This is a genomic window from Rheinheimera salexigens (genome assembly GCF_001752395.1).
Taxonomy (GTDB): Bacteria; Pseudomonadota; Gammaproteobacteria; order Enterobacterales; family Alteromonadaceae; genus Alishewanella; species Alishewanella salexigens.
Genome location: NZ_MKEK01000001.1, coordinates 2,745,732 through 2,765,862 on the forward strand (window position 1 = coordinate 2,745,732; position 20,131 = coordinate 2,765,862).

Here is a 20,131-nt window from a genome sequence, read left to right on the forward strand (position 1 = left end):
ATTTACTGTCCATTAAAGCATGCTAAGGCAAAGGTCGCTGCATTTTCAGCAGAGCCTTCAGAAAAAATTTGAGTACAAGCTACACTTGCAGCTAAACGTTGCGACTTTGAATCAATTAGTCCCGTTAATTGTACACACAAATCTTGCTGACAAATGTCATTACTTGATCCTAAATTAAAACAAAGCCCAGCTCGACTAAACTGTATAGTTTCTGCTAGTTCGGCCTTTGTTAATGAAATTACCGCTGCCGGTCGCCCCAAATAAGCACATTCATACTTGGCTAAACCTCCACTGGTAATACAAAAGTCCGCCCAGCCATATAACTGATCGACTTGTGGCGTGGCAGCGATAAACTTATAAGGCAGTGTCATACCAACTGGTGGCTTACCCACTATCTTAATTTGTAAATTTAAATCAAGGCTATATAACAAGTCGGCAATTCGAATACCTACCTTATCCACATCACCACTGCCAATCATAATTAGTATTTTTTTTATATTGCTAACCGTATCGACAAGTTTCAACTCAGAGATTGCCGGATGCGGTAAGTAGTACTTTAAACCTAAAGCCTGATGCTGAGCGCCTTTAATCAGATAATCATAATCCATCGCAGCCAAAGTAAAGTTAAGCACGCCTTGTACAGGATAAGCACCATGTTGGCAAAAATCATCAATCAATACATAATGATGCTCGGTTGGTAATTTTGTTGGTTCAAAACAGTAACTATCAATTATAATCGCACTTGCTTGCTGAAGTTGTAGTACTCTTTGCTCTATTGAGGCTTTATTTAGTTGTAAATTAACTCCGAAATATTCAGCAAAACCTTGCGCAGTTCCACTATAGTCGCCGACAAAAATAACCTTGATATTCTCTTGAATTAAAGCTTTTGCCAAAGCAATGCAACGCAGAAAATGCCCCATACCACTTTTTTCGTTAGCATCACATAAAAAATATATTAATTTAGTTTTCATTTTCAGCAATGGCTATTTTTGCTAATTTTGTTAGCTGGCTAAAAACCAACTCTGCATATTTCCAGTCTTCTGGTGTATCAATGTCGTGGGCTAAATAGCGCGGAACAGTTAGTCCCCTCACATCTTGGGCATAAAAGGCTTTAGGACTTAACCAAGCCGCAGCAGTACCAAGATAAAACTGACCAATATCATGATAGTGCGTTGCACAATCTTGGGTACGACTATTTTCATTCTCATTTTGTAGTAACTGTAATCGACCTTGTAGATCTAAATTGAGCGCACGTGCTAATGGACAACTAAATTCAGTTACAGGCATAACAAAGTCAGCCCCGGTTTGCTGTAATAGTTCAAATGCAGCTTGTAGAACAGTAGCTTGAATAAAAGCTGCTGTAGGATAAATACAGCACACCTGGTTTGAAGTAGCCAAATTTAATCTTGTGATGGCATCTTGTATAACTGGCACGGTTGCAGAATGATCATCCGCTAAGCTGCTTGGCCTGATAAACGGCACCTCAGCGCCACACTGTTCAGCTATGGCTGCAATTTCGCTATCATCTGTTGATACGATTATGCGCTCAAATAATCCAGAGTTAATAGCAGCAGTAATAGGCCAGCTAAGCATCGGTTGACCACAAAAGTCTTTAATGTTTTTTCTCGGAATACGTTTGCTACCGCCGCGAGCTGGAATTATTGCAACTTTCACCATTACATTCCTTTAGTTGCTAGTTTAGGTAAGTAATTTACTTTAACCTTATCTGCTATTATCGGCTGAGAAACAAAATCATCCAGTGCGTCCGCCAAATAATCGTGCCAATATTGGCGGACTTGATTAAATCGAATAAAATCTTGCGCATTGTTCTCTGATTTAGGTAATACTTTGGTTAATACACTTAAAAAATAATTGGTGCTACCATAAAACAAATAAAATAGTAAATTATGCTTATCTGTGGACTCAGCTTTAATAAATTCCCACTGTTTATTAATAGATTCTTTGGCTTCTAGAACCGTTGTTACTGGTTGAGCTACCAACTTCTGCCACTGTGAAATACTATCGCTAAGTAAATTCAAATCATAAAAATCTAAAATTGGTTTAGCAAACGCTGATAAAGACTGAGAAAAATACAACTCTGATAAATAATGCTCTAAAGCTGTAGCTATATCAGTTATTTCATGACCCAACAATATATTATGCGGTGCTAATGCTACTGCTCCTTTTATCATAGCGCCGTCACTACAATTATAGATTTCAACATCCGGTTGCATTGTGGCAATAACTTGCTCTAATACTTGGCGAGAAACATCAAACTCTGGTTTAGTATAAACCAAGGGCCGAAAATTTCCTTTCACTGCCATAGCATTGCCATGAAAAGCTTTATAGTCATACACTTCTGCACCTGAAGAAGTATAATAAGCGGAATGTTTAGAGTGATGTTGAGCTACATCGGTATAGCCTAAATCAACACCAAATAAGTAAATAGTTTTAAAGCCCATTTCCAACACATAACTTAATACCATATTTGACACTGTCGGATATGCATAGGCTAACGATGCCACATCAAAACCGCGCTTTGCTAAAGCGGTTTGAAATAGCTGAGTCGAGGCTTCCCCACTTTTAAATGCTAGATAGCTTTGAGCAAAAAGACTGGCAGTATCTGGGTGTAAACCATTAACAGAGATAATCTTAATCCCTTTGAGGTAAGCCCTATCATTAACTTGAGTGATCCAATCAAAAGTTGCTCTATTTTGCTCAACCTCAGCATGAAAGTCAGGTTGAATACCCAATTGATATAAAGATCGGATGGTTGTGCCACAACTTACTACAATTACTCTTGCTCGGTGCTCTTTAATATAGTCAATACTTTGATCTAAACTTGGTCCATTACCAATGATAAATACAGGGATATTTTTCGCTGCTAAAGTATCAGTGACAGTACGATCTTTCTTCATAAACTTATGTTCAGTTTCTAAGCTGATATAAGTGTGAGCAATACCATAACGAGCATGATCGTAATATTCCCCCATCGTTAGCACAACCTTGAGTTGCCGTTTTAAACTTTGTGCTGCATTTAATAACTCAGGGGAAAAATAACTTGAAAACATATAAGTATTAGCAATTGCGAAAGCGCCCACTTGATAAAACTGAGCCATAAAATCGGAGAAATATACTGTTCCATCTCCGCCTATATTCAAATAAATACGTTTGTTTTCTTTGTCGATACTAGTAAAAATGGCATCCCAATCAGTCACAAACAAGCTGGCATAAAAGAAATCTAAATTAGGTTCACATATATAGAGATTTTTGATATCGACTTTTTTAACTAATGTTTCTATTTGTTTGCCTAATGCAACCCCAAAAACAATTAATGAATCCACCTGCTCGGGTAAAGGATGTTGTTCATTTTTTAAATTTAAAAAAATTTGCTGCAGTTTATCTATATATTGATAATGGACAAAACTTTTAAATTTTTCACTCGATGCTAAACCAACCATCACATCATCTTTAAAAGGTTGCGCTAAATATTGCTCTATTAAGGCCGTAGATTCCGCTAGCAAATTATAATAAAGATATACGCGTCGTTCTTTATGCCATAAATTGCAATCGCCATTTGGATATTCAACTAATTGCCAGCTACTAGGTTTATATTGGCTAAATAATTGGTAAATCTCTGGATAAAGACGAGAAAATGCTTGCATATTTTTCTCATACCGCGCATTGATGCTGTTCGACAGTGGCACTTTTTTATCTAAATAACCTAAAACGTTATTAACGTGAGGTGCAACATAATCAATCGCTAGATTAAACCCTACAAATTGCCGGCCTGATAAAGATAATGCTGCTAAATCACCACTGTTTTGCAATAGGAATGCAAATACCTCATCAGAAACGGGATGGCATAAGTGACGGTAAAGATAAATTTTATCTAAACCAGTAATTAATCCTAATAGTTCTTTAATATCATTTACAATCGTTGTCGCTGCATTACCGAATTGAAATGATAACTGTGTTCCTTTACGGTTTGCTAAATCAAATAATTCTTGCCAATCAATACTGTAAATTGAGCATGCAACATTTTCTAAGTTAGGTTCATAAATAACTAGATAGCGAATAGCACTGTTTTTTAACAGCTCAATAACTTGATAACCTAAGCCAAAACCAAACATCATTAGGGCATCAACTTTAACAGGTAAAGGCTCGCAATCATTATGCTCATTAACTGGCTGAACACTGACAAAAGGTGCATTTTGGATGAACTTTTGCACTTCTTGAATCATTTCTTGCTCTGGCGCCTGTTGATAAAGCACTCGCCCCGTATTGATATTAACTATATTTAATTGAGCAGTTTTGGTACAAAAAATTGAGTGTTTTGATGAGTTATACTGTTGAATTTTTGAACTTAGTGCAGGGTCGTACTCTTTAATAGCATTAAGGTTTTTGGTCCACCTCTGTTGAAGTAAAGGAGTAACCTGAGTTTCTAGCTGTTGTTGCCGCTCTTCATCATCAAGTTGGTAGTTAATAAATTTTAGCATCTAATCCCTAGTTTTATATTATTGATGAACGCTGTATTTCATTTCAACCTTTTTTCTTTGTTGTAATTGCATCATTTGATTAGCGACAGACTGTTGTTCTTTTTGCAATTTTTCTATCGTTACCGTTAGCCACTCTTGGTTGGTTATTAAAAAAGGCCTAATCTGTTCGGAACGGCTAATATTAGCAGCATTTATCGTTAATAAAGTATTGAATATAACCATTTTATTAATTATTTCAGCCACGTTATATTCTTTTGACTGTAGCAAAACATTTATCTCACATTTGAGTAATGATATCTTGGATTTGAAATTATCAAGACTATCCATTAACCCGCTCCCTACGCTCTTTGGCTCTGTAATTCATAGCCATACTCACGATCAGCAACTGAAATTTGATCCCACGCAGATTTTATTGTTAATAACAAGCCCATCACTTCGGTTATTTTTTCAACACTATTTTCAGTACTAGCTAAAATAAGATGATTTAACATAAAGTCGTAAAGCGCCGCTAAGTTGTCGGAAATATCCGCAACCGCTTCCATATCTAATGACTTTTGCAATGCGCTAATAATAGCCATTGCTTTTGAAAGAGTTTTTGACTTACCAGGAAAATCTTTACGTTCAATAAACCCCTTAGCTTTTGCTAGGTTTTCTAAAGCACCTTGCATTAACAACTGTATCACGCGATGCGGATCGGCAACGGCTAAATCATCTTTAACGCCGACTGCTTTATATGCTTTAATTCCGTAACTCATAGCTTGCTCTCCAAATATAGTATGATAATCAAAATATCATTATGTCTTATTAGTCGTACCAAATCCTGGCAAGCTGGATAATGCTGAAGCAACATTCGCCTGCGTTCGTTGCATTTCGGCAAGCAAAACATCTAATCCTTGGTACCGGCTACGTAATGATTTTTCGAAACTTTCTATATATCGGCTCGCTGCCTCAGAAGCTTTAGTATTATTTGCTATTTGGCTGTTGATTGATGATTCTTTGCTCGCAATAACGCCACCTGACTTATTAAACTCTTTAATAAAAGAATCAAGTTTAGTGATCAAACCAGACTCATTACCAAACATCTTACCTATAGCATCAAAATTTTCATCTAGTGCTTTATTAAAACGCATTTGGCCCGAAGTTTCGCTATATTCAGTAGAAGTATTAATTTCTAATTTACCCTCTTTATTAAGAGTAACACCTAACGAATACAGTGAGTTCATTTGCGGGTCACTACCGCTTATAGTACTGCCCAAAATATTTCGCAGCTGCGACATTATTGAGCCTGGTAAAGGGTCGCCTTTTAACGCACCGTTCGCGCCGGTAACCGATTGACCATCTGCACCTAGGGTTCTATTTTTGGTTAAATTAGCCACCTGATCAACCAACTGATTGTAGCTGTCTAAAAAGGCTTTGATATTAGTTTTGGCAGCATCTTTATCAACATCAACATCTAACTTAGCATTATTACCCTCTGGGGTTTTAGCGACTACGGTTAAACTAATATCTTGTATCACATTATCAAATTTATTCGTTGCACTAGTTGCAATAATACCATCAATTTCAACAATGGCATTTTGAGCTGCTTGCACAGAACTTAACCCTGCTGATACACCTGTGGGTTGGGTAGAAATAGCGTCTAATTCGGCATTGTCATTTGATATAACTAAATCATTGCCCTCACCGGTTTCTGATGAGTTTAAAACTAATTTAGTGCCAACACTGCCACCAGCATTAATAATATTGGCATTAACGCTAAAGTTAGCACTACTGTCATTAATTTTTAATCTTAGCTGTTCTAAGGTCATACCAGCAGTAACATCAACATCAAAACTTTTGCTACCTGCAGTAAAGGTTAATTTACCATCGCTGGTAGCAATGACATCATCGGCACTGCTAAAAGCTAAATCAGCTGATTCTAACCGACTACCTTGGGCTATTTGATTTACTTTGATATCAAAGCTCGATGCCGACGCATTGCTATTCGCTGTAGCTTCAATAAATGACTTGCCTTCGATTGGCTGAGTAACCAATGCTGAACGCTGTTTAAACTTATCACCACTTAGTTTGTTTGCCGCATCTTGAAATGCAGATAGAGCAGACTTAAGTTTGCCGACTCCAGACAACGATGCATCTAAAGTTGCTTTGGTTTTATTAATTCTGCCAAATCGAATTTCTCGTTCACTATTTACGAAACTAGTGACTAAATCCTCTAAAGGTAAGCCAGATGCTGCACCTAAGAAATTAATATTTGCCATAGCAACCTCATTGTTCGATTAATATATATCACTTACACTTTACGATTAACTAGTAAACCCAGCGACTGCCCCATCTCTTGTTGCAACTTCTTAATATCTTGGGAGACTTTCAATAATTCTTCAGTCGGTATTTGTCGGATCACTTGTTCTGTATTTTTATCTAGAACGGTTACCACTGTACGGCCGGAATCTTCATCTAGTTTAAAGGTTAAAGCGCGCTGCTGAAACACTGCGGCTTGATTTACAACATCAAGCGCTTGTTCAACTTCATTATCACTGGGCTTTACACCGGCCTCAACTGACTCTATTTCTGCTGAATAATGCGACTTTTCTACAGTAGTTACTGTAGCATTTTTTGTCGCTAAACTTGCATCCCTTATCAAATTAATATCTGTCTTAGAGTTTAAATTGCTTAGCATTGAGGTATTACTTACATTATCCATAACTTTCCCCAAAAAAATAAAGTAAAACTAAGAGAGGCTAAAGCCCCCCTTAATTTATTTGCTGCTTAGCCTAATAGTGATAAGGCTGCTTGTGGCCGTTGATTAGCCTGAGCTAATATCGTCTGGCTAGTCTGTTGTAAAATTTGTTGCCGAGTTAATTCTGCAGTTTCTTTAGCAAAGTCGGTATCACGAATACGACTCCGGGCGCCAGAAACGTTTTCAGAAATATTGGCTAAGTTACGAATAGTAGATTGAAACCGATTTTGCACCGCACCTAAATCAGCCCGTTTACCATCTATAGCTTTTATCGCACTATCTATTAAAGCTAAAGCACCAGAAGCACCAGCAACAGTTGAAATAGTTAATGCTTCAATACCTAAACCTTTTGCGCCAAAACCATCAGTTCTTGATAAGTTAACACTAATATTTTGGTTAGCGTTGGCACCCACTAAAAACTTAGCTGAAAAAGCGCCGGCTAATAAGTTCTGATCACCAAACTGAGTGGTTGTGGCAATTCGACTCATTTCTAGTTTTAAAGCTGTAACTTCTTTTTGCAACGCATTGCGATCATCGTCACCATTAATACCATTTTGAGACTGAATAGCTAAAGTCCTAATACGTTGTAATGAATTAGTAATTTCATCCATCGCACCTTCAGCGACTTGCGCTAATGAAATGCCGTCGTTAGCATTTCGCCCTGCTTGATCCAATCCATTAATTTGGCTGGTTAAACGGTTTGAAATTTGTAAGCCAGCCGCATCATCAGCCGCACTGTTAATCCGCATACCTGATGAAAGACGTTTAAAAGCAGTATCTAATGCTGAGCCAGAATTTAATAATTGACGCTGCGCATTTAGCGACGAAGTATTGGTGTTAACAAATAAAGCCATGAGTCACTCCTTAGTTTTTAGCTTAATTTAAATACTAAAAACTATAATTTTTTGTCATTACAAGCGGGATATCCCGTTAATTTAACCAAGCTGCAACTTGGCTTATACAAGCTATCGGCTTCATTTTTATTAACTTTAGTTTTTTTATTTAATTTTGTATTTTTTGTTATTTAGTACAAAAAATACAAAGCCACCTTAAGGTGGCTTTGTATTTTACGAGTCACTCCACTACTGTAATACTGACTATAATTGCTCTAGCAATTTATAGTCAGTTACCTATTAATTATCCTTGTAATAAGCTTAGTGCAGCTTGTGGCCGCTGATTAGCTTGCGCTAAAATTGTTTGGCTAGTCTGTTGCAAAATCTGTTGACGAGTTAACTCTGCAGTTTCTTTAGCAAAATCAGTATCGCGAATTCGACTGCGAGCGCCTGAGACGTTCTCAGAAATATTCGCTAAGTTACGAATAGTAGATTGGAACCGATTTTGCACTGCACCTAAATCTGCCCGTTTGCTATCTACAGCTTTAATTGCACTGTCTACGAGGGCTAGCGCGGCTGAAGCTCCACCAACAGTTGAAACAGTTAACGCTGTTATGCCTAGTCCTAAAGCTCCAAAACCGTCCGTTCTGGATAAGTTAACACTAATATTTTGATTGGCATTGGCTCCAACTAAAAACTTAGCAGAAAAAGTACCGGCTAATAAGTTCTGATCACCAAATTGGGTGGTTGTAGCAATCCGACTCATTTCAGTTTTTAATGCTAACACTTCTTTTTGTAACGCATTACGATCTTCATCACCATTAATACCATTTTGGGATTGAATCGCTAACGTCCGAATGCGTTGTAATGAGTTAGTAATTTCATCCATTGCGCCTTCAGCGACTTGCGCTAAAGAAATACCATCGTTAGCATTACGTCCAGCTTGGTCTAAGCCGTTTATTTGGCTAGTTAAACGATTACTAATTTGTAGACCAGCCGCATCATCAGCCGCACTATTAATCCGCATACCTGATGATAAACGTTTAAATGCAGTGTCTAATGCGTTACCCGAATTAATCATTTGACGCTGTGCATTCAATGAAGATGTATTAGTGTTAACGAATAATGCCATGATGTTGCTCCTTGGATATAATAACTTTAGCGTAGAGTCTTATTAGCGACTAAATGCCTGATACTATATATATCGTTCAACTCGGCTTTTTCTTTAGCTCTTTTTTTAGAATAAATACAAAATAACTAAAGTCCGTATCTTAATGAGCATTTACGAAATACTTTTAGTCTTAATCTGAATTGGAAACCTTTATGAGTAAAGTCAATACCTACGAGGCATTATCACAAGCTTTTAATGACATGAAACAACAAGAATCCTTGTATCAGCCTTCAACATTTTGGGCTAAAGCCTCACTAAATATTGCCCAAGCTGTTCAACAACATGGCATGGATAACTTTAGGGCTTTACCTGAAGCTTTAGGCTTTTTCGTGCCCACTTTTGGTGTACCAGGTAATAGCTTTACTGCTGAAATGCAGCAAACGATATTAGATTCATTCATTCAGCAGTATCCTGAAGCAATAAAAGCGCAAAAATCTTTAGAGCTGTGCTTAAATGGTTATCAAGCCGCATTAGCTGATTATCGGGTTTTTGTCGCCGCTAACGATACTGATACATTACCTGCAATACATCTTTTTTCAGAGTCTGATTATGGCAAACCAATAGAGCAGTTTGAATTTGATAATAAAATGTATAGCCGTTCTTCACTTAACTATTTGTTAGGCCTTACACTGCTCAAGCAATATATAGATATAGAGATCAAAACGGTACTTGAAATAGGAGGCGGATTTGGCTCCTTAGGCGAAATTTTAGCCAAGAGTAATATTGACCAGCTGCGCTATATTGATATAGATATTCCGCCAACCTCTTGTATAGCAGAGTCATATTTACGCGAGGCGGTTCCGGCTGAACAAATTACCGGCTATATGGATACAAAAAATTTAACAACTATTGATATTAACCAGTTATCCAGCCTATCTGTGCTAACTAGTTGGCAATTACCGAAAGTTATTGGCCAAGTTGATTTGTTTGTTAATTTTATCTCGTTTCAAGAAATGGAGCCGCATATAGTTCAAAATTATTTAAACCATGTCGATAGATTGCAGACCAAGTGGATTTTATTGAGAAATATTAAAGAAGGTAAGCAAGTTAAATTAAACCCAGAAGATCTTGGTGTGGAGCAACCTATTTTAACCGACGACTATATTGATATGTTACCAAACTATCAGTTAGTTACCCGTCAAGTTTTACCGTTTGGCTTTAAAACTGTCGACAATTTTCATTCGGAATTATTGCTGTTTAAACGCAAATAACCCTCATTATTGCAGCTAGTTAGCACGCTTAACTAGCTGCAAAGTTTGCACCTGTAAGTATCAATCAATATAGTTCAATTTTTATCGTATATAGTCAAAAAGAGTCGAAGCAGAAATTTTACCAAAAGTAGAAGATGCCGCTTGCATGGCGACTTCTTGGCGTTTAATTTCGGTCATGGCAGCAGCAAAATCTACTTCAGCTAAATCAGCACGATATTCTTTATTCTTAATAGTTAAATCTTCATTATTATTAAATACACTGTTTAATACGTTATTTCTGCCACCTAGATTAGATAAGGTGCTGTCGATACGCCTGGCGCTGTCCTCGGTTTGGGCAAGCGCATCACCAATAGCTTCATTAATAGATGCACTAGATGCTGCGGGGTTTTCTAATACTTGAATAAAGTCACGTAGAGTATTTAAAATGTTTTTCTTTACTGGTGAGGGTAACTCAAAGTCTATTTGACCTGGCGCAGCTGCTGCGCCATCAATTTTTATCGCTAAGCCTTGAAACTCAATCACTTCACCTGGCACATAGGTGCCGCTAACAGCTGGCGTTAACGGATTGCCATTTTGTAAAATGGTATAATTATTTGCTACATCAATTGTAATGTTATAAGTGTTGTTAGTGGGGTCTAGATTGTCATAGTTATTAGCATAAAAGGCATTAAGTTTATTTTGGGCCGATACTTCAATACTTATTGAGCTGGGGCTACCACTAATAAGATTAGGGCCTAAAGGCTTAATGCGGGCAAATACATCATCAAAAATCGCTTTACCGCTATCATTGCCTGGAATTTTTATCGAAGGCGATATTTGTAAGGCACGAAAGCCGTCATCGCCTTTGAATTGATAGTCACCAGTGACAGGGTCTTTCTCGTAGGCTGCCGTTCGATCTTGATAGCCAGCGAAGATATAACTGCCATCGGCATTAGTCGTATTCATGGCATCAAACATTTCAGCTTGAATGTTTCTTAATTCTAGCGCCAGTGCTTGACGCTCAGCTGGGCCATAAGTGCCGTTACCAGCGGCTTGAGCTAAGGTGCTAATGCGATCATAAGCGGTACGCATATTGGTGAGTACGGTTTCTTCTAGCCCTAAGTTATTTTTTAATAACACGCTGTTTTTTTGAAATTGTTCTATTTGGGCTAAGTTTTGATCTAAGCCTAATACTTTTGCTGCTGCGGCTGGATCGTCGGCTGGCGACAAAATACGGGTTTGTTTGACGAGTTGCTCTTCTGCCTTCGACATTCTTTTTTGCGCATCTAAGATACCGTTTAAACTTTGACTGAATTGCATATTAAAAGAGATACGCATAATTTTACCTCACCGCCTGTAATAGGGTGTCAAAAATAGTTTGCGACGTAGAAATTATTTTCGAGGCCGCAGCATAGCTTTGTTGAAAGCGCACTAGGTTTGCCGCTTCTTCATCTAAGCTAACGCCTGATAATGATTCATACCATTGTGTGGTTTGGCTTAATATTGCTGAGTTGGCTTCTTCGCTGGTACGGGCTTGGCGCGTACGCTCGCCTATGCTACCCACCATAGTGGCATAAGTTTGGTTAAAGCTATATTTATTAATTGCCGCGCTAGTTGTGGGATCAGCAGTTCGGCGCGTAGTAGCCGCATTTTGCAATTCGGCAAAAGCTAAGCCGTTGCGGTTATCGTTAATACCATCTTGGTTAAACTCCAAGCTAAAGCTATCACCTAGTTTAGGTTGGCCACTAATATTAAAATCAAAGCCTAGTGTATCTGCAAGACCTGCAGGTACAGTGTTTTCTAAAATATTATTATAGTTATTTGTACTAAAAGTCGCCGTGCCTAGGAGGGTAGAGTTTTTATCTGTAATTTCAAATTCATTATTATCTGTATAAGTCAGCGTGTAAGGAGCGTTATCTAAAAATGGATCTGGGCTGGTTACGGTTGATGTCACCGTTAAACTTTCAACACGACCATTGCCTAAGTTAGTGTTATTAAATGTGCCGCGCACTGGGCTAGCAAGGGCTATATCTTCAGGGCGGTTAGTAGCCATATCTAATTGGCGTGCGGCAGAGCTTAATGGGCTAAGTAAGTACTTATCTCCGACAGCTGCAGAGCTACTAATCGTCATCTCTAGACCAAACACCTCGCCACCAGGCAAACCTAACGTTTTAGAGTTTATTGTCACGTCTGAGCTAAAGTCGAGCCCGGGGATAAGTATATCCGAACCTTCAATTACGTTTCCTTTGGTATCCAAAGCTTGAACCAACACTTCACCAGGAATGGTAGAATTAATGGTTACCTTAAAATCATTAGGTGGTAATTGACCTGATTTACCCGGCTCAATGTTATAATTTATGCTACCCGCAGCGCCGTTAAAATTAAGAGCCTTAAACTCAGGCAAAGTAAATAAATCTTTGCCTATAGTACCGTTTAAGGTCATACCCAGCTTATTTTGACTGTTCATAGAGTCGGCGATGGTTAGGGCTAATTGGCCTAATTGGCGTTGGGCTGGATCTAGAATTTCTTCGCGAAATGCGACAACTGCGCCTAATTTGCCGCCAATTTCTTTAACATTTACATTGCGGACCACACTGTTTTTTGAATTTAGCTTTAACTGTAATTCTTTACGATTAGGATCGGGTTCGCCACGTAAGGTAAAGAGTTGAAAGTTACCTTGCTCAACCACTAACGATTGGCCGCCAGTCATAAACACTAGTTTTTCGCCGTTGGCGGAGTCTAGAGTGGTGACTTCCATCATTTCTGACAGTTTTAAAATAGCATGATCGCGTTTATCTAATAAATCTAAAGGCACTGGCCGACTGGCACCGGTGCCAAAAGAGGCTATTTCTTTATTGTAGCTGGCGACTTGCTTTATTAAGTCGTTAGCTTCGTTGACGTAGATATCTAATTGCTGATTAACATATTTTTCTTGATCTAATATTAAATTAGACATGCCATCGAAGCGGTCGACTAAGGCTTGAGATGAGCCGATAATAAGCTGGCGATTAGATAACTGAGTAGGATCATTGTTAGCGGTTTGTATTTGAGCAAATAAATCGTTCATGCCGGTGGCGATACTATTAGCCGGATTAGAGAATAAAGAGTCTACCCTATTGGCTTCGCTAACAAACTGGGCTGAGAAAGCTAAATTAGAGGTATCACGGCGCATTTGCTTTTGGGTAAACTCACTGACTAAGCGCTCTGTGGTGCCACGCCCTACGCCTAAACCAAATTGCTGCGATTCAAATTCAGTACGCTGCCTTACGTAACCTGGGGTATTAATATTGGCGATATTATTACTGGTAGTATTAAGCAAACTACTATTAGCTAAAACGGCAGAAGTACCAATTCTAAGTAAATTATCTGACATATTTAGTTTCCTAGTAAGCTGTAGTTAGCTTGGTTAAGGGTTATTGCGCAGCTGTTATAATAACTCGCATAGCTATTCGTATAGTTCTGCATATAGCTAATCGGCATCTGGCATCATTTCTTGAGTGTTATTTTCAGCAAGCTGCTCTTGAATCAGTTGGTTTCGCACCTGTTCAATGGCAGGGCTTTGATAAACCGCCATAATTTTTTTAGCGTATGCTGGGTCAGTTGCATAACCAGCCGCTTGTAACTGAGTAAAATATTGCTCGGTGTCTTGGGTTACTTTAACCGCGTGTTGATAGCGCGGATTATTTTGAATAAATTGGCTGTAATCTTGTAAGCTTTGCTCAGGAGAGCTGTATGACCTAAAGGCGGCTTGTTCTTTTTGCGCTACGCCTTGGCGATATTCTAAGGTATTGACCACTGCGGTTTTGCCCTGCCAGCCATTATTGGCTTTAATACCAAAAAAGTTAAAGCTTTGCTCGCCGTTAGCGCCTTTAATCATCCGTTGGCCCCAGCCGGTTTCTAATGCCGCTTGGGCAATTAATGCCATAGGATCTAAACCGAGCATTTTTGCGGTTTGTTTAGCCGCTGGCAATAAAGCTTTTACAAAGTCGGCTGGGCTTTCTATTTGCCATTTAGACTCTGTTGAAACAGATTTAGTAGCCTGTATTTGTTCTGCTTTACCCTGCTCCGCTACTGCTTTTGCTTCATCTAGACTTTTCAGCTGGCTAGCTTTTATAAATGCTGCCGTTGGCATAGCTGTTGTTGCTGAAGTTGTTATTGGCATGGCGGCTGTTTGCATTGCAGCTCTTGCCGGCAGAACATGGTTAACCGCTTGGCGCTGGCTAGGTAATGCCATGGCTTGATCTGTTGGCAGTAGCATGGGTTGACCTGGTGTACTCTTTTTATGTGCAGTAGGACTAAGCTGCTGCACCATTAAATCGGCTAAACCTAAACTGCCATTTTTAGCTAGGTCGGTGGCTAATTGGCTATCGTGCATATCGCGATAAAACTTGGTAGTTTCGCTATTCATCATGCCATCTGCTTCAAAGGCCGCTCCGGCTTTACGCATACTGGTAAGTAGCATGCTGACAAAAATAGCTTCAAATTGCTCAGCCGCCTGACGCAATGCACCTGGTTGATCACTTTTCGCCTTGCTGCGAATATTTTGCAGGCTGGTTAAATCATGATAAGACACATTATTAGGCGACTGGCTCATGTTATATCACCACTAATTCGCCGTGAATGGCACCGGCTTCTTTTAATGCTTCTAATATCGCCATTAAATCACCTGGCGCTGCCCCTACTGCATTCACTGTCCGCACTAAGTCGTCTAAAGTGACGCCTGGGTCGAACTTAAACATCCGTGACTGATCCCGCGTAACATCAATAATGGAGCTTTCTTCAACCGCGGTTACACCATCACTGAACGGTGCTGGTTGCACCACTCGTGGGTTTTCGGCAATGGTAACGGTTAAGCCACCATGAGTAATAGCGGCTGGGAATAAACGCACATCTTTACCAATAACGATAGTACCGGTGCGGGAGTTAATAATAATTTTGGCTGAGCTATCACCCGGCTGAAAGGTTAAATTTTCTAGGGTAGATAAATACGACACTCGCTGATTAATATCACGTGGTGCGCGCACTTGCACTGAAGTGGCATCCAGTGAGTGAGCAGTATCGGCACCAATAAAGTTATTAATAGTATCGGCTAAGCGTTTTGATGTTGTGAAGTCTGAGCGCTTTAAATTTAGGGTAATAAAGTCGCCTTGGCCAAAAGGTGTGTTGACTTCACGCTCAACCATAGCGCCATTTGGGATCCGGCCCACGGTAGGCGTATTGACTAAAATACGTGAGCCATCTAAGCCCTCTGCGCCTAGCCCGCTAACTATTAAACTACCTTGAGCGACAGCATAAACATTACCGTCTAGGCCGGTTAAAAAGGTTTGCATTAACGTGCCACCGCGCAGGCTTTTAGCACTGCCTATGGATGATACAGTTATGTCTACCGACTGACCGGGCTTAGCAAAGGCCGGTAATTCGGCACTAACACTAACTGCGGCCACGTTTTTAATTTGCGCCCGCATATTGGATGGCAATGAAATACCAAAGTTGCTTAACATGGTGCGAAAGCTTTGCTCGGTAAACGGGCTTTGCTCACCTGTGCCGGGTAAACCTACCACTAAACCATATCCGACTAATTGGTTAGAGCGAACGCCTTGCACATCGGCAACATCTTTAATTCGTGCCGCATTGCTTGGCAACGCGATAATTAGGCAGCTGATTAACAGCAAATACTGAATGGTGCTTTTCATACTGTTGCTCATAATACTATTGCTCTTCATACGGTGCTCCTAGAAAGGCCATAGCGGACCGCTAAAGAATCTGCTTAACCAACCTGGAGACTGGCCACCGTGGTGTGCGCCTGTGCCACTGTATTCAATGCGGGCATTGGCAATTTTGGTCGATTCTACGGTGTTATTAACGTCAACATCTTCAGCTCGAATAACGCCGGTTAAGCGGATATATTCTTTACCAGTATTAAGCGTTAACCATTTTTCACCACGAATAACCAAGTTGCCGTTACTTTGCACCCGCAACACATTAACGGAAATATCGCCGGTTAAACTGTTACTTTGGTCAGCTTTAGAGTCGCCTTTATAGTCTGACTTAGCCCCAGCACCAAACTGCAACACATTGCCGCCAACCGATACCGGACCACCGTTTAGGCCAACAATAGGATCAAACGAGGTTGAACTGTCTTTTTTGGTTTCGGTTTTCGCTTTTTTACTGGCTTGGGTTCGTTCTACTAACAGCACGGTAATAATATCGCCTTCATGTCGGGCTTTATTATCGGAATACAAACTATTAGAGTGATTTTGGGCAAACAAGGAACCACTTTGCATTACGGGCCGTGGTGCTGGCTCTGGCACCAGCGGCGCATAGTTAGGATCATCTTGCGTAGGCTCTTGCAAAGATGCGCAGCCGGTTAGTACTAACGGTAGCATTAAAGCTAAAGTTAGCACTGGCTTTGTTACTATCTTTGTTACTATCTTTGATAGTGGCTTTAATAGCGACCCTTTAATTAATTGCATTGTGGTTACTCCTGCTATAACTGCTGAATAGCAAAACTTAACATTTGGTCAACCGATGAAATGACTTTTGAGTTCATTTCATACACACGTTGGCTTTCAATTAAGTTAACTAATTCTTCGGTTACGTTAACGTTAGATGTTTCTAACGCGCCTTGGACAATAATGCCTAAGCCTTCTAAGCCCGGAACACCTTGCACCGGATCGCCACTGGCACCGGTTTCGCTAAATAAGTTTTGGCCAATCGGCTCTAAACCTGCCGGATTAATAAAGTTGGTGACCATTAACTGACCCAGTACTGCAGGTTCGCCTTGACCTGACAGCTGCACAGATACCTGACCATCTTGCGAAACAGTAATGCTTTTAGCATCCGGTGGAATAACAATATTTGGTTGCACTTGATAACCGGCACCTGACGTGACTAAGTTGCCATCACCATCTACGGTAAATTGACCATTACGGGTATAGGAAATATTGCCATCGGGCATTAACACTTCAAAGAAACCATGGCCTTGTACCATCATATCTAAGCTGTTATCGGTGGTGATCATATTACCTTGGCTAAAGTTCTTCTGGGTTGCTACCACTTTGGTACCGGCACCAATCATTAAGCCATTAGGTAATTCCGAGTTTTGCGATGACGCACCACCGGGTTGATTAACATTTTGGTACAGTAAATCTTCAAAAATGGCTCGGCTTTTTTTAAAGCCAACGGTGCTGGCGTTGGCCAAGTTATTTGAGATAACCGAAATATCACGCTGTTTAGCATCTAAACCGGTTTTACTTATCCATAACGCTGGATGCATATAAGCCTCCTGAGCCTTAGCTCATTAATGTTGCAGGCAATTAGCCCATTATTCTTAATAATTGATTTTGCTGTTGATCCATATCTTCAGCGGCTTTCATCATTTTGACTTGCAGCTCAAATTGACGCTGCAAACTAATCATACTGGTCATTTCACCGACAGCACTGACGTTACTGCCCTCCACCGCACCTTTTAATAAGCTGACATTGATATCGGCTTGGGCTAACTGGCCATCTTTACGTCGAAATAAGCCATCACTGCCTTTTACAACATCACTATTTAATGGCTTGACTAATTTAATCCGGCCGACTTGCTCCATGGCATTGGCCGGTGCACCTTGGGGTAAAGCACTAATAGTGCCATCTAAAGCAATTTCAACTTTAGATAAAGGTAAAGGTAATTGGATCGGACCATTGTCGCCCATCACTAAATCGCCAGTAGCGGTTTCTAGCATGCCATTGGCGCTTATTTGCAGGTTGCCCGAGCGGGTATAGGCTTCTTTGCCGTCTGCGGCTAATACGCTAAACCAACCGTCACCTTGAATAGCCACATCTAAGTCGCGATCTGTCGTCATAATGGCGCCAGCGTCAAAGTTTTGGCTGGGGTTTTCGGTTAAAGCAAATACGCGAGTGGGTAAACCAGCACCAAAAGCTTGCATCGATCGAGCTTGCTCAAAGTCGGCTTTAAAGCCAACGGTACTTGCGTTGGCAAGGTTATTCGCCCGCACCGCGATACCATTCATATTTTCTTTGGCACCGCTCATGGCGATATATAACAGTTTATCCATTGCTTACTCCAACTTGGGTTGTGCTTTCTACCTTTAATTGAAGCAATAACAGTGCCATAAATTAAGTTATTACTAGAGATAGCTAAAAACAGCATTAATCACGCAAGATTTAATGATGAATTAAGTACGAATATTGAGCGAGCAGATATATTGTTATGGAAGATAAAAAGTGGATATGAACCTGAGAGATAAAGGCTGATAAATAAAAAAGCACCGCCATATAGACGGTGCTTTTAACCCGAACTAAATTAACGGATTTGTAATACGGTTTGTTGCAAGGTGCTATTAACTTCAAGCGCACGCGAGTTAGCTTGGAAGTTACGCTGAGCGCTAATTAAGTCAACCAATTCAGTGGTTAAGTTAACGTTAGATTGCTCCAGCGCTGATGAATTAATTGAACCCATAGTACCAGAGTTAGCTTGACCGCCTATTGGTTCACCCGAGCTAATGCTTTGTTTCCACGAGGTATTACCTACTTGTTTTAATCCTTGCACGTTAGCAAATCGCACTAATGAAACTTGGGATAAATACGATGAATCGCCATTACTATAGCTAGCTAAAACACGACCAAAGGCATCAATATCGACACCGGTCAAGCTACCAACGGTAGTACCGTCTTGACTTAAATTTGAGACATCAAAATTTGATGCATACTGGGTTGGTAATTTTACCCCTGACGCATCACGGAAGTTGACGACCACATCGGCAGAAAATTGGGCGCCATTGGTTAAATAACCATTAGCATTATCATTCAAATCAGCAATTGGCAACGTAACTGTCGGAATGGGTGTTGGAGCTCCTGGGGTAATAAAGTTACCATTTGAATCAAACTGCAAAGTACCACCATCAAACCAAGATTTAGGATTACGGGTGGCAGGTGCAATGGGCGCAGGAACTGTTGGATGAGCTGTATTATCATCCCATACTAACTTGGTGTCCCATTGTGCTGCAACGCCGGCCGGTGCTGGTGGGTCCATTTTTCTAAAATAAGTTGTCGCTGTATGCGCCTCACCTAAACTATCGTATACGGTAACAGAGGTTGAGTGGTTATAAGTCGCCCGATCGGTTGGATCAAAAACGGTGCCGCCTGTTGGCACTGCTCGTGAATCTAAGTTCATGCTTAAGAATATATTAGCCGTTGCTCGGGGTGCGCCCGCCGAAGTGGGAATAGAAATCGGCTGGGTAGTACTTAAACTAACCGATTGATTTTCACCTGACACTGCATCCACGGCAAAGCCCTGCAAGAAGTTGCCGTTATTATCGACAATAAAATTATCTTGATTTAGTTTAAAAGCACCAGAGCGAGTGTAGGTTAAATCTTGCGATGCTCTGTCTGGGGTTAAGGCAAAAAAGCCTTCGCCAGTAATGGCTAAATCTAGCGAGTTATTGGTAAATTGTAATGAGCCTTGGCTAAATTGTTGGGCGACGGTAGATGTAGATACACCATCACCTACTTTAGTTTTGCCAGAGGCAAAAATAGAGGTTGCGTAAACATCGGCAAACTCGGCACGAGACTCTTTAAAGCCGGTGGTATTAACGTTAGCAATATTATTTGCTGTGGTGTCTAAATTTTTTTGTGCGGCAGCTATGCCACTTAGTGCGATATTAAAACTCATAATCTACCTCTACTTGCTTGTC

At 40.1% G+C, this 20,131-nt stretch carries 18 protein-coding genes; 1 reads left to right on the forward strand and 17 read right to left on the reverse strand.

Annotated features, from left to right (window positions below; genetic code table 11):
- Positions 1–2: 2 nt before the first annotated feature.
- From BI198_RS12480 to BI198_RS12520, 9 genes are all read right to left on the reverse strand, one after another.
- Positions 3–971 carry a hypothetical protein gene (locus BI198_RS12480; RefSeq protein WP_070049850.1) on the reverse strand — a complete coding sequence of 323 codons (969 nt, stop codon included), beginning with the start codon at positions 969–971 and terminating at the stop codon, positions 3–5.
- Positions 961–1,677 carry a pseudaminic acid cytidylyltransferase gene (pseF, locus tag BI198_RS12485; RefSeq protein WP_235605329.1) on the reverse strand — a complete coding sequence of 239 codons (717 nt, stop codon included), beginning with the start codon at positions 1,675–1,677 and terminating at the stop codon, positions 961–963. The genes BI198_RS12480 and pseF overlap by 11 nt, the downstream gene beginning before the upstream one ends.
- Positions 1,677–4,499 (reverse strand): motility associated factor glycosyltransferase family protein, encoded by a 2,823-nt coding sequence (locus BI198_RS12490; protein ID WP_070049851.1) that lies wholly within the window; start codon positions 4,497–4,499, stop codon positions 1,677–1,679. The genes pseF and BI198_RS12490 overlap by 1 nt, the downstream gene beginning before the upstream one ends.
- 18 nt (positions 4,500–4,517) lie before the next feature.
- Entirely contained in the window at positions 4,518–4,826 is a 309-nt protein-coding gene (locus BI198_RS12495; protein ID WP_070049852.1) for a hypothetical protein, read from the reverse strand.
- Between the two features lie 11 nt (positions 4,827–4,837).
- On the reverse strand, positions 4,838–5,254 hold the full coding sequence (gene fliS, locus BI198_RS12500) for a flagellar export chaperone FliS (RefSeq protein ID WP_070049853.1): 417 nt from the start codon (positions 5,252–5,254) through the stop codon (positions 4,838–4,840).
- Positions 5,255–5,293: 39 nt separating this feature from the next.
- On the reverse strand, positions 5,294–6,757 hold the full coding sequence (fliD, locus tag BI198_RS12505) for a flagellar filament capping protein FliD (RefSeq protein WP_070049854.1): 1,464 nt from the start codon (positions 6,755–6,757) through the stop codon (positions 5,294–5,296).
- Between the two features lie 32 nt (positions 6,758–6,789).
- The gene (locus tag BI198_RS12510) at positions 6,790–7,200 is read right to left on the reverse strand and encodes a flagellar protein FlaG (protein ID WP_235605330.1); all 411 of its coding nucleotides are present in this window, start codon (positions 7,198–7,200) and stop codon (positions 6,790–6,792) included.
- A gap of 65 nt (positions 7,201–7,265) precedes the next feature.
- A complete protein-coding gene (locus BI198_RS12515) occupies positions 7,266–8,090 on the reverse strand; it encodes a flagellin N-terminal helical domain-containing protein (RefSeq protein ID WP_070049855.1) in 825 nt (274 codons plus the stop codon).
- A gap of 283 nt (positions 8,091–8,373) precedes the next feature.
- Positions 8,374–9,201, reverse strand: coding sequence for a flagellin N-terminal helical domain-containing protein (locus BI198_RS12520; protein WP_070049856.1), 828 nt, complete (start codon positions 9,199–9,201; stop codon positions 8,374–8,376).
- 191 nt (positions 9,202–9,392) lie between these two features.
- Here BI198_RS12520 and BI198_RS12525 point away from each other — a divergent pair, with 191 nt between their 5' ends.
- Positions 9,393–10,451 (forward strand): putative sugar O-methyltransferase, encoded by a 1,059-nt coding sequence (locus BI198_RS12525; RefSeq protein ID WP_070049857.1) that lies wholly within the window; start codon positions 9,393–9,395, stop codon positions 10,449–10,451.
- A gap of 81 nt (positions 10,452–10,532) precedes the next feature.
- Here BI198_RS12525 and flgL read toward each other — a convergent pair whose 3' ends face one another.
- The 8 genes from flgL to flgE form a co-directional block, all read right to left on the reverse strand.
- Positions 10,533–11,768 carry a flagellar hook-associated protein FlgL gene (flgL, locus tag BI198_RS12530; RefSeq protein WP_070049858.1) on the reverse strand — a complete coding sequence of 412 codons (1,236 nt, stop codon included), beginning with the start codon at positions 11,766–11,768 and terminating at the stop codon, positions 10,533–10,535.
- Between the two features lie 4 nt (positions 11,769–11,772).
- The gene (gene flgK / locus BI198_RS12535) at positions 11,773–13,803 is read right to left on the reverse strand and encodes a flagellar hook-associated protein FlgK (RefSeq protein WP_070049859.1); all 2,031 of its coding nucleotides are present in this window, start codon (positions 13,801–13,803) and stop codon (positions 11,773–11,775) included.
- 96 nt (positions 13,804–13,899) lie between these two features.
- Positions 13,900–15,024, reverse strand: a complete 1,125-nt coding sequence (flgJ, locus tag BI198_RS12540; RefSeq protein WP_070049860.1) for a flagellar assembly peptidoglycan hydrolase FlgJ — start codon at positions 15,022–15,024, stop codon at positions 13,900–13,902.
- Between the two features lies 1 nt (position 15,025).
- Positions 15,026–16,123, reverse strand: a complete 1,098-nt coding sequence (locus tag BI198_RS12545; RefSeq protein ID WP_070050879.1) for a flagellar basal body P-ring protein FlgI — start codon at positions 16,121–16,123, stop codon at positions 15,026–15,028.
- A 39-nt stretch (positions 16,124–16,162) separates the two neighbouring features.
- Positions 16,163–16,903, reverse strand: coding sequence for a flagellar basal body L-ring protein FlgH (flgH, locus tag BI198_RS12550; RefSeq protein ID WP_083256614.1), 741 nt, complete (start codon positions 16,901–16,903; stop codon positions 16,163–16,165).
- A 14-nt stretch (positions 16,904–16,917) separates the two neighbouring features.
- The gene (gene flgG / locus BI198_RS12555) at positions 16,918–17,706 is read right to left on the reverse strand and encodes a flagellar basal-body rod protein FlgG (RefSeq protein WP_070049861.1); all 789 of its coding nucleotides are present in this window, start codon (positions 17,704–17,706) and stop codon (positions 16,918–16,920) included.
- A 40-nt stretch (positions 17,707–17,746) separates the two neighbouring features.
- Complete coding sequence (flgF, locus tag BI198_RS12560; RefSeq protein ID WP_070049862.1) at positions 17,747–18,493, reverse strand: flagellar basal-body rod protein FlgF; 747 nt, start codon at positions 18,491–18,493, stop codon at positions 17,747–17,749.
- Positions 18,494–18,741: 248 nt separating this feature from the next.
- On the reverse strand, positions 18,742–20,109 hold the full coding sequence (flgE, locus tag BI198_RS12565) for a flagellar hook protein FlgE (RefSeq protein WP_070049863.1): 1,368 nt from the start codon (positions 20,107–20,109) through the stop codon (positions 18,742–18,744).
- Positions 20,110–20,131 lie beyond the last annotated feature (22 nt).

Excerpts from the sequence above, each read along its gene's own strand:
- BI198_RS12480 (WP_070049850.1), bottom strand. The coding sequence starts at position 971 with ATGAAAACTAAATTAATATATTTTTTATGTGATGCTAACGAAAAAAGT.
- pseF (WP_235605329.1), bottom strand. The coding sequence starts at position 1,677 with ATGGTGAAAGTTGCAATAATTCCAGCTCGCGGCGGTAGCAAACGTATT.
- BI198_RS12490 (WP_070049851.1), bottom strand. The coding sequence starts at position 4,499 with ATGCTAAAATTTATTAACTACCAACTTGATGATGAAGAGCGGCAACAA.
- BI198_RS12495 (WP_070049852.1), bottom strand. The coding sequence starts at position 4,826 with ATGGATAGTCTTGATAATTTCAAATCCAAGATATCATTACTCAAATGT.
- fliS (WP_070049853.1), bottom strand. The coding sequence starts at position 5,254 with ATGAGTTACGGAATTAAAGCATATAAAGCAGTCGGCGTTAAAGATGAT.
- fliD (WP_070049854.1), bottom strand. The coding sequence starts at position 6,757 with ATGGCAAATATTAATTTCTTAGGTGCAGCATCTGGCTTACCTTTAGAG.
- BI198_RS12510 (WP_235605330.1), bottom strand. The coding sequence starts at position 7,200 with ATGGATAATGTAAGTAATACCTCAATGCTAAGCAATTTAAACTCTAAG.
- BI198_RS12515 (WP_070049855.1), bottom strand. The coding sequence starts at position 8,090 with ATGGCTTTATTTGTTAACACCAATACTTCGTCGCTAAATGCGCAGCGT.
- BI198_RS12520 (WP_070049856.1), bottom strand. The coding sequence starts at position 9,201 with ATGGCATTATTCGTTAACACTAATACATCTTCATTGAATGCACAGCGT.
- BI198_RS12525 (WP_070049857.1), top strand. The coding sequence starts at position 9,393 with ATGAGTAAAGTCAATACCTACGAGGCATTATCACAAGCTTTTAATGAC.
- flgL (WP_070049858.1), bottom strand. The coding sequence starts at position 11,768 with ATGCGTATCTCTTTTAATATGCAATTCAGTCAAAGTTTAAACGGTATC.
- flgK (WP_070049859.1), bottom strand. The coding sequence starts at position 13,803 with ATGTCAGATAATTTACTTAGAATTGGTACTTCTGCCGTTTTAGCTAAT.
- flgJ (WP_070049860.1), bottom strand. The coding sequence starts at position 15,024 with ATGAGCCAGTCGCCTAATAATGTGTCTTATCATGATTTAACCAGCCTG.
- BI198_RS12545 (WP_070050879.1), bottom strand. The coding sequence starts at position 16,123 with ATGAAAAGCACCATTCAGTATTTGCTGTTAATCAGCTGCCTAATTATC.
- flgH (WP_083256614.1), bottom strand. The coding sequence starts at position 16,903 with ATGCAATTAATTAAAGGGTCGCTATTAAAGCCACTATCAAAGATAGTA.
- flgG (WP_070049861.1), bottom strand. The coding sequence starts at position 17,706 with ATGCATCCAGCGTTATGGATAAGTAAAACCGGTTTAGATGCTAAACAG.
- flgF (WP_070049862.1), bottom strand. The coding sequence starts at position 18,493 with ATGGATAAACTGTTATATATCGCCATGAGCGGTGCCAAAGAAAATATG.
- flgE (WP_070049863.1), bottom strand. The coding sequence starts at position 20,109 with ATGAGTTTTAATATCGCACTAAGTGGCATAGCTGCCGCACAAAAAAAT.